The organism is Janthinobacterium sp. UMAB-60 (assembly GCF_900095235.1).
Taxonomy (GTDB): domain Bacteria; phylum Pseudomonadota; class Gammaproteobacteria; order Burkholderiales; family Burkholderiaceae_D; genus Janthinobacterium.
In genome coordinates this window covers 71,622-84,950 of the sequence record NZ_LT607499.1, presented here as the reverse complement: position 1 = coordinate 84,950, position 13,329 = coordinate 71,622, and the positions used below count along the sequence as shown (strand labels likewise).

At 62.4% G+C, this 13,329-nt stretch carries 14 protein-coding genes and 1 other RNA gene; 9 read left to right on the top strand and 6 right to left on the bottom strand.

The features are described 5' to 3' along the window. Window positions 1-169 precede the first annotated feature (169 nt). Window positions 170-1,081 (top strand): LysR family transcriptional regulator, encoded by a 912-nt coding sequence (locus tag K0F86_RS23910; RefSeq protein ID WP_219136644.1) that lies wholly within the window; start codon window positions 170-172, stop codon window positions 1,079-1,081. Window positions 1,082-1,160: 79 nt separating this feature from the next. Further along, window positions 1,161-1,985 carry a prolipoprotein diacylglyceryl transferase gene (gene lgt, locus K0F86_RS23905; RefSeq protein WP_219136643.1) on the top strand — a complete coding sequence of 275 codons (825 nt, stop codon included), beginning with the start codon at window positions 1,161-1,163 and terminating at the stop codon, window positions 1,983-1,985. Between the two features lie 7 nt (window positions 1,986-1,992). Here the strand turns inward: lgt and K0F86_RS23900 are convergent, their stop codons facing one another. The 5 genes from K0F86_RS23900 to K0F86_RS23880 all read right to left on the bottom strand — a co-directional run bounded on the left by K0F86_RS23900 (window position 1,993) and on the right by K0F86_RS23880 (window position 4,267). Continuing rightward, window positions 1,993-2,457, bottom strand: coding sequence for an EVE domain-containing protein (locus K0F86_RS23900; RefSeq protein ID WP_219136642.1), 465 nt, complete (start codon window positions 2,455-2,457; stop codon window positions 1,993-1,995). Between the two features lie 100 nt (window positions 2,458-2,557). After that, window positions 2,558-2,735: non-coding RNA, 6S RNA (ssrS, locus tag K0F86_RS23895), on the bottom strand. A gap of 54 nt (window positions 2,736-2,789) precedes the next feature. Beyond that, window positions 2,790-3,101, bottom strand: a complete 312-nt coding sequence (locus K0F86_RS23890) for a cell division protein ZapA (protein WP_034747344.1) — start codon at window positions 3,099-3,101, stop codon at window positions 2,790-2,792. After that, window positions 3,101-3,391, bottom strand: a complete 291-nt coding sequence (locus K0F86_RS23885) for a DUF904 domain-containing protein (RefSeq protein WP_306594795.1) — start codon at window positions 3,389-3,391, stop codon at window positions 3,101-3,103. Before K0F86_RS23885 ends, K0F86_RS23890 begins: the two co-directional genes overlap by 1 nt. A 129-nt stretch (window positions 3,392-3,520) precedes the next feature. Beyond that, window positions 3,521-4,267: a hypothetical protein gene (locus K0F86_RS23880; protein WP_219136641.1), complete on the bottom strand. Its 747-nt coding sequence runs from the start codon at window positions 4,265-4,267 to the stop codon at window positions 3,521-3,523. A 512-nt stretch (window positions 4,268-4,779) separates the two neighbouring features. Here K0F86_RS23880 and groES point away from each other — a divergent pair. From groES to K0F86_RS23855, 5 genes are all read left to right on the top strand, one after another. Beyond that, entirely contained in the window at window positions 4,780-5,070 is a 291-nt protein-coding gene (groES, locus tag K0F86_RS23875; protein WP_010400979.1) for a co-chaperone GroES, read from the top strand. 50 nt (window positions 5,071-5,120) lie between these two features. Beyond that, the gene (gene groL, locus K0F86_RS23870) at window positions 5,121-6,770 is read left to right on the top strand and encodes a chaperonin GroEL (RefSeq protein ID WP_010400981.1); all 1,650 of its coding nucleotides are present in this window, start codon (window positions 5,121-5,123) and stop codon (window positions 6,768-6,770) included. A 208-nt stretch (window positions 6,771-6,978) separates the two neighbouring features. After that, window positions 6,979-7,491, top strand: a complete 513-nt coding sequence (locus tag K0F86_RS23865) for a hypothetical protein (protein ID WP_257572331.1) — start codon at window positions 6,979-6,981, stop codon at window positions 7,489-7,491. A 92-nt stretch (window positions 7,492-7,583) separates the two neighbouring features. Next, window positions 7,584-8,159: a GNAT family N-acetyltransferase gene (locus K0F86_RS23860; RefSeq protein WP_219136640.1), complete on the top strand. Its 576-nt coding sequence runs from the start codon at window positions 7,584-7,586 to the stop codon at window positions 8,157-8,159. Between the two features lie 118 nt (window positions 8,160-8,277). After that, window positions 8,278-9,816, top strand: coding sequence for an oligopeptide:H+ symporter (locus K0F86_RS23855; RefSeq protein ID WP_219136639.1), 1,539 nt, complete (start codon window positions 8,278-8,280; stop codon window positions 9,814-9,816). Window positions 9,817-9,865: 49 nt separating this feature from the next. On the opposite strand, the gene K0F86_RS23850 is transcribed toward K0F86_RS23855, so the two are convergent. After that, on the bottom strand, window positions 9,866-11,509 hold the full coding sequence (locus K0F86_RS23850; protein WP_219136638.1) for an alpha-D-glucose phosphate-specific phosphoglucomutase: 1,644 nt from the start codon (window positions 11,507-11,509) through the stop codon (window positions 9,866-9,868). A gap of 168 nt (window positions 11,510-11,677) precedes the next feature. On the opposite strand from K0F86_RS23850, the gene K0F86_RS23845 reads away from it, so the two are divergent. After that, complete coding sequence (locus K0F86_RS23845) at window positions 11,678-12,163, top strand: sigma-70 family RNA polymerase sigma factor (RefSeq protein ID WP_219136637.1); 486 nt, start codon at window positions 11,678-11,680, stop codon at window positions 12,161-12,163. 8 nt (window positions 12,164-12,171) lie between these two features. Beyond that, window positions 12,172-13,263: a FecR domain-containing protein gene (locus K0F86_RS23840; protein WP_219136636.1), complete on the top strand. Its 1,092-nt coding sequence runs from the start codon at window positions 12,172-12,174 to the stop codon at window positions 13,261-13,263. Window positions 13,264-13,329: the final 66 nt, after the last annotated feature.

Genomic DNA, 13,329 nt, shown 5'->3' with positions numbered 1-13,329 from the left:
GGGTCCTTCCAAGGATGATTGATGCCTGACTGCGCGGATTTTCAACAAAACCCTGCATGCAGTGGGGGTACGTCAGATTGCCTTGCGCGCGCCCCACTGTCAAATATATGATGCACATGCCTGTGAGTCGTTTTGCATATCACAGCAATCAATCCGCATGGAAACACATATGAATCTTGAGCTGCGCCAGCTGCGCTACTTTGTCACCGTCGCCGAGGAATTGCACTTCGGCCGCGCCGCCGCGCGCCTGCACATGACGCAGCCACCGCTGTCGCAAACCATCATGGCGCTGGAAGAACTGCTGGGCGCACCGCTGTTCGTGCGCACCCGGCGCGAGGTGCAGCTGACGCCGGCCGGCACGGCCCTGCTGCCCGAGGCGCGCCGGCTGCTGGCGCAGGCGCTCGATTTGCCCGCGCTGGTACGGCGGGCCGCGCAGGGCGAGGCGGGGCGTCTGAGCCTGGCGTTTGTCTCCTCGGCCGACTACAGCGTGCTGCCGCCCCTGCTGCGCGCTTACCAGACCGCCTATCCGCAGGTGCAGATCGCGCTGCAGGAAGCCACCTCCGACTTGCAGCTCGATGAATTGCTGGCCGGGCGCACGGATGCGGGCCTGTTGATCCCGCCCCTGCCCGAAAAGGCGAAGGGAGAACTCGATTACCTGCCCGTGCTGGCCGAGCCGCTGGTGCTGGCCGCGCCGTCCGGCCTCGACATATTAAATACGCCGGGCCCCGTGCGCCTGCGCGACCTGCCGCCCCTGCCTTTGATCATCTTCCCGCGCGCGATATCGCCCGCCCTGCACGACGCGATCCTTGGCGTATTCCGCGCGGCCGGCATCACGCCGCAGATCGGCCAGGAAGCGATCCAGATGCAAACCATCGTCAGCCTCGTCTCGGCTGGCATGGGCATCGCGCTTGTGCCACAATCGGTATCGAATCTGATGCGCCCGGGCGTAGAATACAGGCCGTTGCAGGACGCCACGCCGCTGGTGGAAACGGGCCTGGCCTGGCGCCGCGACAATCCGTCCGCCGTGCTGCAGGGTTTCCTGGCGCTGCTGCGCAAGCAACTCAGCGCGACCGCCGATTAAATTAAGTGGCCGCTAAGGCAAAAACCCGCAAGCGCCCCCATACTACGCAACCTTGGCTTTAAACAAAGAAAGAAACCCCATGCTGATACACCCGATGCCCGACCCGATAGCCATCCAGATCGGCCCGCTCGCCGTGCACTGGTACGGCCTGATGTATGTGCTGGCCTTTGCCCTGTTCATTATCCTGGGCAGAGTGCGCATCAAGCAGCCGCACATCGCCGTGCTGGGCTGGAAGAAGGAAGACCTCGATGACATGCTGTTCTACGGCATGCTGGGCGTGGTGATCGGCGGGCGCCTGGGCGAAGTGCTGTTCTACCGCCCCGAATACTTCATGCACAATCCGCTCGAGATCTTCATGGTCTGGCATGGCGGCATGTCCTTCCATGGCGGCTTCCTCGGCGTCATCCTGGCCATGTATCTGTGGAGCCGCAAGGCGGGCCGCAACCTGTTCGACGTGCTCGACTTCATCGCCCCGCTGGTGCCGCTCGGTTATGCGGCCGGCCGCCTGGGCAACTTCATCAATGCCGAACTGCCGGGCCGCATCGCGCCGGACACCCTGCCGTGGGCCATGCAGTGGCCAGGCATTCCGTATCCCGTGCATCCGTCGCCGATCTACCAGATGCTGATCGACGGTATTTTGGTGTTCATCATCCTGTGGCTGTATGCGCGCAAGCAGCGCCCGCGCATGGCCGTGGGCGCCATGTTCACCCTGTTGTACGGCTGCGCGCGCTTCTTCACGGAATACTTCCGCACGCCGGACTGGGAAGTCGTCTGGCTGGGCGTGCCGATCACGTCGGGCCAGATGCTGTCGCTGCCGATGATCGTCGGCGCCATCGCGCTGCTGGTGTGGGCGTATAAAAGCCAGGTGATGGGCACGCCGCCCACCAAGGCGCGCGCAGCCTGATGAACAGTTAAGCCTGCAACTTACTTGTAATCACCTTCCATTGCGCCGGCGTCACCGGCGTGATGGACAAACGGCTGCCCTTCTTCAACAGCAGCATGTCTTCCAGTTCCGGCATCTGGCGCATCTCGGACAGGGGCAGCAGCGCCGTCTTCTTCACGCCGCGCACGTCGACACTGATCCAGCGCGGCTGTTCAGGCGTGGCCTTGGCATCGAAATACTTGCCACCTTCTTCAAACTGGCTGTGATCGGGATACGCGCCGCTGGCCACTTCGGCCACGCCCGCCACGCCCGGCTGCGGGCAGCTCGAATGATAAAACAGCACGCCATCGCCCGGCCGCATGCCATCGCGCATGAAGTTGCGCGCCTGGTAGTTGCGCACGCCGAACCACGGCATGGTGTGATCGGGCGCCGCCATCAGGTCGTCGATGCTCACTTCATCGGGTTCGGATTTCATCAGCCAGTATTGTTTCATGCAGACTCCGTGTGAAAGCGACAGACGTAAAAAAACGGTTGCGCAGGATGCGGCAACCGTTTTCAGTTGTACTTAGTTGTACTTACAAATGCAATGCAAATTAGGCCCCGCCTGTGCCGCTATGCCGGCATCCCGAACCAAACGGTTCAAGGTGGTCACGTTAGTTCAATTTCGGGTTCGTCGAACGAGCGACGCTCACTCCCATCAAACAAAATTCGCAACCGATGCGCATAAATGGTTCAAGGAATATATGGCAATCGCGAACACCGCAGGGTAGACCCAAGTTTACTCCTTTGCTCGCGCATCGCAAAGACAAATCGTCGCGTGCACGCCTAAAAAAGGTTTTCCTGGGGCGTCAGTGCGCTGTCGAGCACAGTGTGCATGGCCGAGATTTTCTGCTTCACTTCGAGGATCGTCAATTCCGACAGCGGACCTTGCGGCGACTTCACGGAGAGGAATTCCGCGGCCACGCCCAGTGCGGCCAGCACGGCGATGCGGTCGTTGCCCTTGACCTTGCCCGCGTCGCGGATGGCTTTCATTTTGCTGTCGAGATAGATCGCCGCTTCGCGCAGCGCGCGCTCTTCGCCGTCGCGACACACCATGCTGTAGGACTGGCCCATGATATTGACATCGACACGCGGCATTACGCTTCCTTCTCGTTCTCGGCAATATAAGCGCCCGCTTCCGAAGCGGCTTGCTCCAGGCCAGCTTGCACCAGTTCGGGAATTTTTTCCAGCAACGCTTCCACCCGCTCCTGCGCCTCGCGCATGCGTTGTACATACAGGGCGTTCTCGGCGGCCAGCGCGGCATTGTCCTTGCGCAGTTGCGCGTTTTCACGGCGCAGCGCATGGGTCATTTCGGCCAGCAGGCCTATTTTGTCGGATAATTCGTTGAATTCGGAAATCATCCCGCCACTATAGGGCGGACGCTCCATGGGCGTCAATCGAATCACGCCGCTGTCACACATATTTACATCAATGCAGGGCAGTTGGCGGACAATACACGCTTTTTCTGGCGCTTTTCGCCATCTGCACGCATCCGCCAGCGCCGCGATGACCGCGTTTTACTCGTCGACGTAATCGGCTTCGATATCGAGTCCGCCATAGCGGTTTTCGCAAGAGCGGCGCGTCAGCGTCTGTTGTCCGCCCTTGCCGTCAAGCACCATCGTCAAGTCGCGGCAAGTACGGCGGTAGCTGCCAGGTTTGGCGTCCGTCCGCGAGGGCGTCAGGCGCACTGCCAGCGGCGCCGCATTGCCCAGGCCCTTGTTGCTCCACTGGCGCGTCTTGCCATCCTCTTCATCTTTCAAGGTACGCACGGCGGCCGTCAGCAAGGCTTGTTTTTCCTTGGCATTGAGCTTGACGATGGTCACGTCGGACAGGAAAGGCGGATACACGACGGCGGCCGGGTCCTTGCCCTGCACATCCCAGCGGCCGCTGTTCTGCGAACAGGTGCGGCGGCTCAGGTCTTGCGACTTGCCTGCCGCCGTGACGACGAATTTCAGGTCGCGACAGACGTGCGCCTTCAGGCTGTGTTCCGTCATGCCGGAGTTGCTGAAGTTATACGCGACTTTCACCAGCACGCCGTTGTCGGCGCCGTTGTCCCACACATGGGCTTGCTGGTCGTCGTCATCCTTGTTGAGGTCGTTGAACAGGTCATTGAGCAGCATGTCCTTTTCCAGCGGCGTGAGGGTGGCCACGGTGATCTCGTCGACAATGGTGGGCGTTTGCGCGGCGACATTGCCCAGGCAGGCAAGGCCGACGACGGTAGCGCCCAGCAGGCGCAGCACGGGACGGGAAACAGGAAATGGCATGGCGTTCTTTCTGGAGCAAGTGGCGATATTGATATGCAATTGCAATCATCTTATCAAATTCCATAGTAAAACTCTGTTTCCTGCGCGTACAGGAACGCCCCCCATTCGTACGGCATGCTAGAGTCGCTGCTGTTGCTGACGCCCGGGAACGCGACTTGCGCTGGCGCAAACCCAGTGCAGATGCAGGCTCTGCAGACCATCTATCTTTATGCGCTACTTGAATTAGCACCACACCGTCCCTATAATTAGCACTCGTTAGTAGAGAGTGCTAACAAACTCTTTCGTAGCAATCCTCAGGACTGATGGTACTTGCCAGACCACTGCAGGGAACGCTACGCGGCGGGCGACGCCGCGATGCACCACTGCCGCAGACAGGCAAGAACAAGATGACCCGGGGTTTGCTTGACCGTTGCGGGCTGCTTTCAACGGCGGTCACTGAAAGCACGTCTGGCGCTGTGCCGGACATGTATTCATTTAGCAACACTTATCCATTGAACTTTAAGGAGTTTTGTATGAATCTGCGCCCATTGAACGATCGCGTCATCGTCAAACGCCTCGACCAGGAAACCAAAACTGCGTCCGGCCTCATCATTCCTGATGCAGCCGCTGAAAAACCGGATCAAGGCGAAGTCCTTGCCGTAGGCAATGGCAAGATTCTCGACGACGGCAAAGTCCGTCCTCTGGATGTCAAAGTGGGCGACCGCGTCCTGTTCGGCAAGTACGCCGGCCAAACCGTCAAAGTTGACGGCGATGAGCTGCTGGTCATGCGCGAAGAAGACATCATGGCGATCGTCGTCAAGTAATTGTTTCCACGTTGTAGACAGATACATCCCGAAACTCAGGAGAATTGAACATGGCAGCTAAAGAAGTAGTATTCGGCGACGCAGCGCGCGCCAAGATGGTCGAAGGCGTCAATATCCTCGCCAACGCAGTCAAAGTAACGCTGGGCCCGAAAGGCCGCAACGTCGTACTGGAGCGCTCGTTCGGCGCCCCTACCGTCACCAAGGATGGTGTTTCGGTAGCGAAAGAAGTTGAACTCAAAGACAAGCTCATGAACATGGGCGCGCAAATGGTCAAGGAAGTTGCTTCCCGCACCAGCGACAACGCCGGCGACGGCACCACCACCGCCACCGTGCTGGCCCAAGCCATCGTACGCGAAGGCATGAAGTTCGTTGCCGCCGGCATGAACCCGATGGACCTGAAGCGCGGTATCGACAAAGCAGTTGCTGCGACCGTCGAAGAACTGGCGAAAATCGCCCGTCCTTGCACCACGACCAAAGAAATCGCCCAGGTTGGCGCGATCTCGGCGAACTCGGACTACTCGATCGGCGAGCGTATCGCTGAAGCGATGGAAAAAGTCGGCAAAGAAGGCGTGATCACGGTAGAAGACGGCAAGTCGCTGAACGACGAGCTGGACATCGTTGAAGGTATGCAGTTCGACCGCGGCTACCTGTCGCCATACTTCATCAACAACCCAGAGAAGCAAGTTGCCGTACTGGACAGCCCATTCGTCCTGCTGTGCGACAAGAAAATCTCGAACATCCGTGACCTGCTGCCGGTACTGGAACAAGTCGCCAAAGCTGGCCGTCCACTGCTGATCATCGCAGAAGACATCGAAGGCGAAGCGCTGGCCACCCTGGTTGTGAACAACATCCGCGGCATCCTGAAAACGTGCGCAGTGAAAGCACCTGGCTTCGGCGACCGCCGCAAAGCCATGCTGGAAGACATCGCTGTCCTGACGGGCGGCCAGGTCATCGCTGAAGAAGTCGGCCTGACCCTGGAAAAAGTGACCCTGGCCGAACTGGGCCAGGCGAAACGCATCGAAGTCGGCAAAGAAAACACCATCGTCATCGATGGCGCCGGCGAAGCTGCCTCGATCGAAGCACGCGTGAAACAAGTGCGTGTACAGATCGAAGAAGCGACCTCGGACTACGACCGTGAAAAACTGCAAGAGCGCGTCGCCAAACTGGCTGGCGGCGTTGCCGTGATCAAGGTTGGCGCAGCCACCGAAGTCGAAATGAAAGAGAAAAAAGCCCGCGTTGAAGATGCACTGCACGCGACCCGCGCTGCCGTGGAAGAAGGCATCGTACCAGGCGGCGGCGTAGCCCTGCTGCGCGCACGCGCCAACATCACGGTCAAGGGCGACAATCCTGATCAAGACGCTGGTATCAAGATCGTCCTGCGCGCAATGGAAGAGCCACTGCGCATGATCGTGCAAAACGCTGGCGAAGAAGCTTCGGTCGTCGTGGCAGCCGTACTGGCTGGCACGGGCAACTACGGCTACAACGCTGCCAACGGCACGTATGGCGACATGGTGGAAATGGGCGTCCTGGATCCAGCCAAAGTGACCCGTTCGGCGCTGCAAAACGCCGCTTCGATCGCTTCGCTGATGCTGACAACCGACTGCATGGTCTGCGAAATCGCTGACGACAAAGCAGGCGGCGGCATGGGCGGCGGCATGGGTGGTATGGGCGGCATGGGCGGCATGGACGGCATGATGTAACCCCGGCGGCTCCGTGCGCAGGCGACGGCGCGCGCGGCCGCACACGCCGGGACGGGACAGGCAGACCAAAAGCTGCGTGCCCCTGCCCGGCGGCCCCGAAAGCCATCTTCTACGGAAGGTGGCTTTTTTTCGCCTATTCATTTGGCAAACCCGTTAGCAAGCCCGTTGGCAAGCCCGGCGATTGCCCGCCTGCGCGTTTTGCTTTAGCATGGCCGCCATCGTCCCTCTTTCTCACGCCACCATCATGCAGCCACGCGCCTCCTCTTCCAAAACCACCATCATCGCCGGCATCCTGGCCGGCTTGCTGGCCGCCGGACTCGGCGCCTTTTACCTGCACCAGCAGTCCGCGCCGCAGGGCGGCCATGCGCCTGGCGCGAGCGGCCAGACGGCCGCCGAAGCGCAAAGCGCGCGCGCCGTCGATGCGCTGATGGCTTTGCCGGAAATCAAGGCCTGGTCGGCGCATATCGAAAAGGCATCGGGCGGCCGCGCCCATGGCGCCGTGATGGAAACGTCGCCCGATGCGCGTCTCATCGATGGCAAGCCTTACTATGACCTGAACTTTGTGGAAAACACGCCGGACGCGGCGCACCGCTGGGAGAGTTTCGTCGTCTCCCAGGATGGCAAGCGCATCCTCGTCGACGACATCGTCAGCGGTGAGCTGATCAGCCTGGAACAATGGCGCAAGGACAGCGCGCCCATGCAGCGCATCGCCACGCAATAACGCCCCAGGTCGGCTGCGGGCGCGACGACCAGCGACGCTTGCGTTGCAACGCAAGGTTTACTTTCTGACATCGAAGCGCGATACTCGCCCACATGCCCGCCACCTCTGTCCGCCCCCTTGCACCAGACGACGCGCCCGCCTACCGCGCGCTGCGCCTGACCGGCATCGCCGAACTGCCCGCCGCCTTCTGCACCACGCACGCAGCGGAAAGCGGCTTGCCGCTGGCACAGATCGCCCAGCGCTTGCGCGCCACCTCGCACCAAATAATATTTGGCGCTTTCAACGAAGAGCAATTGATCGCCATTGCCGGCCTGCGCCGCGAACCGATCGCTGTCGTGCATGACAAGGCCAGCCTGTGGGGCGTGTATGTGGCGCCGCAGGCGCGTGGACGCGGCGCGGGACGGCAACTGGTGCAGGCCGCCATCGACCATGCCTGCGCCATTCCCGAGCTGGGCCGCGTGCGCCTGGCCGTGGCGCAGGACAACCACGCGGCGTTGAGCCTGTACCTGGGCTGCGGCTTTACCCTGGCGGACAGCCCCGCAGCGGATGGCATGCTGCCACTGCAGCTGTTGCTGCCCCGCCCCGCTCGTGCAAGTGCCTGTGCAAGCGCAAGTGCCGAAAGTAATGTCTTTATGAAAATCAATACCTTACAAATCCCTGCGAAATAGCGGAGAGGCCGTTTTTTCTGTTGCAAGCAAACGCGGCAGGCCTTAGCATCGCGGCTTACAAAAAAAACTTGGGGGAGAGCCAATGTCATCGGCCGAGACACAAACCGCCACGGGCAAAATGCCGCGGCAAATACCGTACATCATCGCCAACGAAGGCTGCGAACGCTTCAGCTTTTACGGCATGCGCAACATCCTGACGCCGTTCCTCATCAGCACCTTGCTGCTGATGATCCCGATCGACCAGCGCACGGGCGAAGCCAAGCACGTCTTCCACACCTTCGTCATCGGCGTGTATTTCTTCCCGCTGCTGGGCGGCTGGCTGGCCGACCGCTTCTTTGGCAAGTACAACACCATCTTCTGGCTCAGCCTCGTGTATTGCGCCGGCCATGCCTGCCTGGCCCTGTTTGAAAACAGCGTCAACGGCTTCTATTTCGGCCTGTTCCTGATCGCCTTCGGTTCCGGCGGCATCAAGCCACTTGTCGCCTCGTTCGTCGGCGACCAGTTCGACCAGACCAACAAGCACAAGGCCAAGCTGGTCTTCGACCTGTTCTACTGGATCATCAACTTCGGCTCTTTCTTCGCCTCGCTGCTGATGCCGGTGTTCCTGCGCGACTTCGGCCCGTCGATCGCCTTCGGCATTCCCGGCCTGATGATGCTGGCCGCCACCCTCGTCTTCTGGATGGGTGCCAAGAAATACGTGCACGTACCGCCTGCGCCGCCGAATCCCCACTCATTTACCCGCGTCGCCCGCACCGCCCTGCTGGCGCGCGTCGATGGCGGTTCGCGCCCCGGCCTGTATGTCGCCTACGTCGGCGTGATCGGCGCCCTGTATGCGTTCTACAGCATTCCCGAATGGGGCTTCGTGATTGCCGCATGTACCGCGCTGGTCCTGCTGCTGGCCTTCGGCAGCATCGGCACGGCCATGCAGCTGGAACGCGCGCGCGGCATCCACCCGGACGAAGCCGTCGAAGGCGTGCGCGCCGTCTTGCGCATCCTCGTCATCTTCGCCCTCGTCACGCCATTCTTCTCGCTGTTCGACCAGAAGGCCTCGACGTGGATCGTGCAAGCGAACACCATGGAAAAACCAAGCTGGTTCCTGCCGGCGCAGATGCAGGCGCTGAACCCGATGCTGGTGATGCTGCTGATCCCGTTCAATAACCTGGTGCTGTACCCGATGCTGAACCGCTTCGGCCTGGAAGCGACGGCCCTGCGCCGCATGACGGCCGGTATCGGCTTTTCCTCGCTGGCGTGGATCGTCATCGGCTTGCTGCAGCTGGCCCTCGACAGCGGCAACGCCGTCTCCATCATGTGGCAGATTCTGCCGTACGCCCTGCTGACGTTCGGCGAAGTGCTGGTGTCGGCGACAGGGCTGGAGTTTGCCTACAGCCAGGCACCCGTCTCGATGAAGGGCGCCATCATGAGCTTCTGGAATCTGTCGACCACGGTGGGCAACCTGTGGGTGCTGATCGTCAACCGCAGCGTCATGAACGAGGGCGTGATCGGCAAGATCTCCGAGAGCGGCATCAGCGTGACGGCCTTCCAGATGTTCTTCTTCGCCGCCTTTGCCGCCGTCGCCATGCTGGCCTTCGGCCTGTATGCAAGGCGCTACAAGATGGTCGACAACTACCGCCAGGCGGTTATCCCGGCAAAAGCATGATGCCGGCTTGATCCGACGTAAAAAAGGGCGCCCGAGGGCGCCCTTTTTTTTACGTCGTCACGCTCGGCGCATCGCGTCCCGTGCGCTCGCGTATGCGCGCCAACTTTTCCGCCACGGCGATCAGTCCCGCCAGCGCCTCCTGGGTCGGGATGCCGTGTTGCGCGCCATCGGCTTCGTAGCGCTCCAGGTACAGGCGCAGGGTGGCGCCCTCGGTGCCCGTGCCGGACAGGCGCAGCACGATGCGCGCGCCGTCCGTCATGATGATGCGGATGCCCTGCCGCGTCGCCACGGAACCGTCGACGGGGTCCGTGTAGCTGAAATCGTCGGCCAGCGCCACCGTGTAGCCATCGAACTGCTGGCCCGGCAAGGCGGCCAGCTGGCCGCGCACGGCCTCCATCAGCTGCGCCGCGCACGTGCTGTCGATGTCTTCGTAATCGTGGCGCGAATAGTAGTTGCGGCCATAGGTCGCCCAGTGCGCGCGCACGATGTCTTCCACCGATTGTTTTTTCTCTGCCAGCAGGTTGAGCCAGAACAGCACGGCCCACAGGCCATCCTTTTCGCGCACGTGGTTCGAACCCGTGCCGTAGCTTTCCTCGCCGCACACGGTGGCCATGCCGGCGTCGAGCAGGGTGCCGAAGAATTTCCAGCCCGTCGGCGTCTCGTGGCAGGGGATCCCCAGCGCGCTAGCGACCCGGTCGGCCGCGCCCGACGTGGGCATGGAGCGGGCAATGCCCTTCAAGCCAGCACGGTAGCCGGGCGCCACCGTGGCGTTGGCGGCCAGGATGGCCAGGCTGTCCGAGGGCGTCACGTCGAAGCGCCGGCCGACGATCATGTTGCGGTCGCCGTCGCCATCCGAGGCGGCGCCAAAATCAGGAGCCGCATTGTCACCATCATCGGCGGCCATGATGGCGATCAACTCCTGCGCGTTGACGGGATTCGGATCGGGATGACCGCCGCCGAAGTCGGCCAAAGGCACACCGTTGATGACGCTGCCCTTCGGCGCGCCCAGCATGCCTTCCAGGATGGCCGTCGCATACGGGCCGGAAACGGCGTGCATGCCGTCAAAGCAGATGCGCAAGCCGCCCGCGAACAGGGCGCGGATGGCGTCGAAGTCGAACAGCTGCTGCATCAGTTCAGCGTAGTCGAGAACCGGGTCGATCACTTCGACCGTCATCTGCTCGATGCGCACAGTGCCCAAGGCGTCGAGGTCGATGTCGGCAGCGTCGCTGATGCGGTACTCGGTGATGGTTTGCGTGCGCGCAAACATGGCTTCGGTGACCTTTTCCGGCGCCGGGCCGCCATTGGCGATGTTGTACTTGATGCCGAAGTCGCCATCGGGGCCGCCCGGATTATGACTGGCCGACAGGATGATGCCGCCGCTGGCGCCATGCTTGCGGATCACGCAGCTGACGGCCGGCGTCGACAAAATGCCGCCCTGCCCCAGCAGCACGCGCGCGTAGCCGTGCGCGGCCGCCATGCGCAGCACCGTCTGGATGGCCGCGCGATTGTAGTAACGTCCGTCGCCGCCCAGCACCAAGGTCTGGCCGCGGCAGTCGCCGAGCGTGTCGAACACGCTTTGCACGAAATTTTCCAGGTATTGCGGCGTGCTGAAGACCGCTACCTTCTTGCGCAAGCCCGAGGTGCCGGGCCGCTGGCCGGCCATCGGTGCCGTATTGATAACTTGAATACTCATGTTGCCTCCCTATTAACTTCCCATGTTAACCGATGCCGGCCGCGGGGCAAAGCGTTGTACGCCTGCCACGGTGCGGCAAGCCGCTTAACGCGACATCCCGGCATGCCATATAATGAGAATCATTCTCATATGCGGCATTCCTGGCTGCGGACTCATACATCGGACGCCGTGGTTGCACGCTATTACCAAGAACTGTTGAACTTTTGCTGGCGCAGCTTGCGCAACCGCGAGGCCGCCGCCGACCTGGTGCAGGAAAGCTATCTGCGCGTGCTGGGCGAAGCGGCCGTGCGCGAGCCGCGCGCGCTGCTGTACCACACGGCGCGCAACCTGCTGATCGACCAGCACCGGCGCGCCGCCTTGCGCCAGCACGAGGAACTCGATGCCCTGCCGGAAACGGCGCATCCGGCCGCGCCGCGCCATTTGCAGCCGGAGCACGCGCTGGAAAGCAGCCAGGACTGGCAAGCCTGCGTGGCCGCCATCGACGCCCTGCCGCCGCGCTGCCGCGACGCCTTCGTGCTGCACGTCTTCGAGGAATTGCCGCACGCGCAAATCGCCGCGCGCATGGGCATTTCCGTGAGCATGGTGGAAAAACATATCGCGCGCGGCATGCTCAGTTGCCAGGCGCAGTTGCATTCTTTGCGGGAAGCCACATAATGGCGCCCATGACCGCCCTTCCACCCCGCCATGCTTTCGGCCCCTCCGCCCAGGAGCAGGCGGACTTGCGCGAGCATGCCGCTTTTGCCGCCACGCAGGATGGCGTGGCGCTGGCGGCGGCCACCTGGTTCAGCCGGCGCGGCAACCTTGATACGCAGCAACAGGTCGAGTTTGCCGCCTGGCTGGCGGCCGATGCGCGTCACGCCCAGGAGTATGCGCAGCTCAAAGATACGCACCGCGCGGCGCGCACGATTCCCGCGCAGGTGGCCGCGCGCTGGACGGTGCCCCAGGCTCCCTCTGCGCCAGTGTCCGCTCCCCGCCGGCACTGGCTGCGTGCGCTGCCGTATGCGGCGGCCGCCATGCTGCTGCTCAGCGTGGGCGCGGGCGGCTACCAGTGGTGGCAGCAACCCACGTTCAGCCAGTCGTATGCCACCATGCGCGGCCAGCGCCTGGCCGTCGCCCTGCCCGACGGCAGCAAGCTGCAGCTCGATACGGCCACGCAGCTGCACGTCACCCTGTACCGCCAGCGCCGCGAAGTGCGCCTGGCGCACGGCGAAGCGCTGTTCCAGGTGCAAGCGAAGCAAGGACAAGCGTTCGATGTGCTCAGCGGTCCTGTGACGGTGACGGTAGTGGGCACGCAGTTTTCCGTGCGTAACACCCTGGCCCAGGACGGCCAGTTGCGCGTGGCCGTGCAGCATGGCCATGTGCGCGTGGCCGGTACGCGGCAGGAGCAAGTCGACCTGATGGCCGGCCAGGGCGTGACGGCCGACGCCGCCGGGAATTTATCGGCCGTCGCCAGCCTGGCTCCCGGCAGCGTGGCGCCCTGGCGCGACGGCAGGATCACCTTCGACAATGTGCCGCTGGGCGCGGCGCTGGCCGAATTCGAGCGCTATGGCGACACGGGCCTGGTCGCGCGCGATCCCGCCGTCGCCAGGCTGCGCATCGGCGGCAGTTTCAGCCTGACCCAGCTCGACCGCTTCGCCGCCGCCCTGCCCCAGCTGCTGCCCGTGCACGTCGTACGCGATGGTGCCGTCAGCGAGATCCGCATGGCGGCAAAAATGCCGGCGCAAGCCCCTGCGATGCGGCGGCCTGAAAAATAAATGCAAATAGTTCGCATTCGCAGGTGAGGATTTGGCTCGCTGCCGCGTCTACCAAGTTAATCGACA

Bases quoted from the DNA above. Each gene is read 5' to 3' on its own strand.
- K0F86_RS23880 (WP_219136641.1), bottom strand. From the start codon at position 4,267: ATGCCATTTCCTGTTTCCCGTCCCGTGCTGCGCCTGCTGGGCGCTACC.
- groL (WP_010400981.1), top strand. From the start codon at position 5,121: ATGGCAGCTAAAGAAGTAGTATTCGGCGACGCAGCGCGCGCCAAGATG.
- K0F86_RS23865 (WP_257572331.1), top strand. From the start codon at position 6,979: ATGGCCGCCATCGTCCCTCTTTCTCACGCCACCATCATGCAGCCACGC.
- K0F86_RS23840 (WP_219136636.1), top strand. From the start codon at position 12,172: ATGACCGCCCTTCCACCCCGCCATGCTTTCGGCCCCTCCGCCCAGGAG.
- K0F86_RS23885 (WP_306594795.1), bottom strand. From the start codon at position 3,391: ATGGAGCGTCCGCCCTATAGTGGCGGGATGATTTCCGAATTCAACGAA.
- K0F86_RS23850 (WP_219136638.1), bottom strand. From the start codon at position 11,509: ATGAGTATTCAAGTTATCAATACGGCACCGATGGCCGGCCAGCGGCCC.
- groES (WP_010400979.1), top strand. From the start codon at position 4,780: ATGAATCTGCGCCCATTGAACGATCGCGTCATCGTCAAACGCCTCGAC.
- K0F86_RS23860 (WP_219136640.1), top strand. From the start codon at position 7,584: ATGCCCGCCACCTCTGTCCGCCCCCTTGCACCAGACGACGCGCCCGCC.
- lgt (WP_219136643.1), top strand. From the start codon at position 1,161: ATGCTGATACACCCGATGCCCGACCCGATAGCCATCCAGATCGGCCCG.
- K0F86_RS23855 (WP_219136639.1), top strand. From the start codon at position 8,278: ATGCCGCGGCAAATACCGTACATCATCGCCAACGAAGGCTGCGAACGC.
- K0F86_RS23910 (WP_219136644.1), top strand. From the start codon at position 170: ATGAATCTTGAGCTGCGCCAGCTGCGCTACTTTGTCACCGTCGCCGAG.
- K0F86_RS23900 (WP_219136642.1), bottom strand. From the start codon at position 2,457: ATGAAACAATACTGGCTGATGAAATCCGAACCCGATGAAGTGAGCATC.
- K0F86_RS23890 (WP_034747344.1), bottom strand. From the start codon at position 3,101: ATGCCGCGTGTCGATGTCAATATCATGGGCCAGTCCTACAGCATGGTG.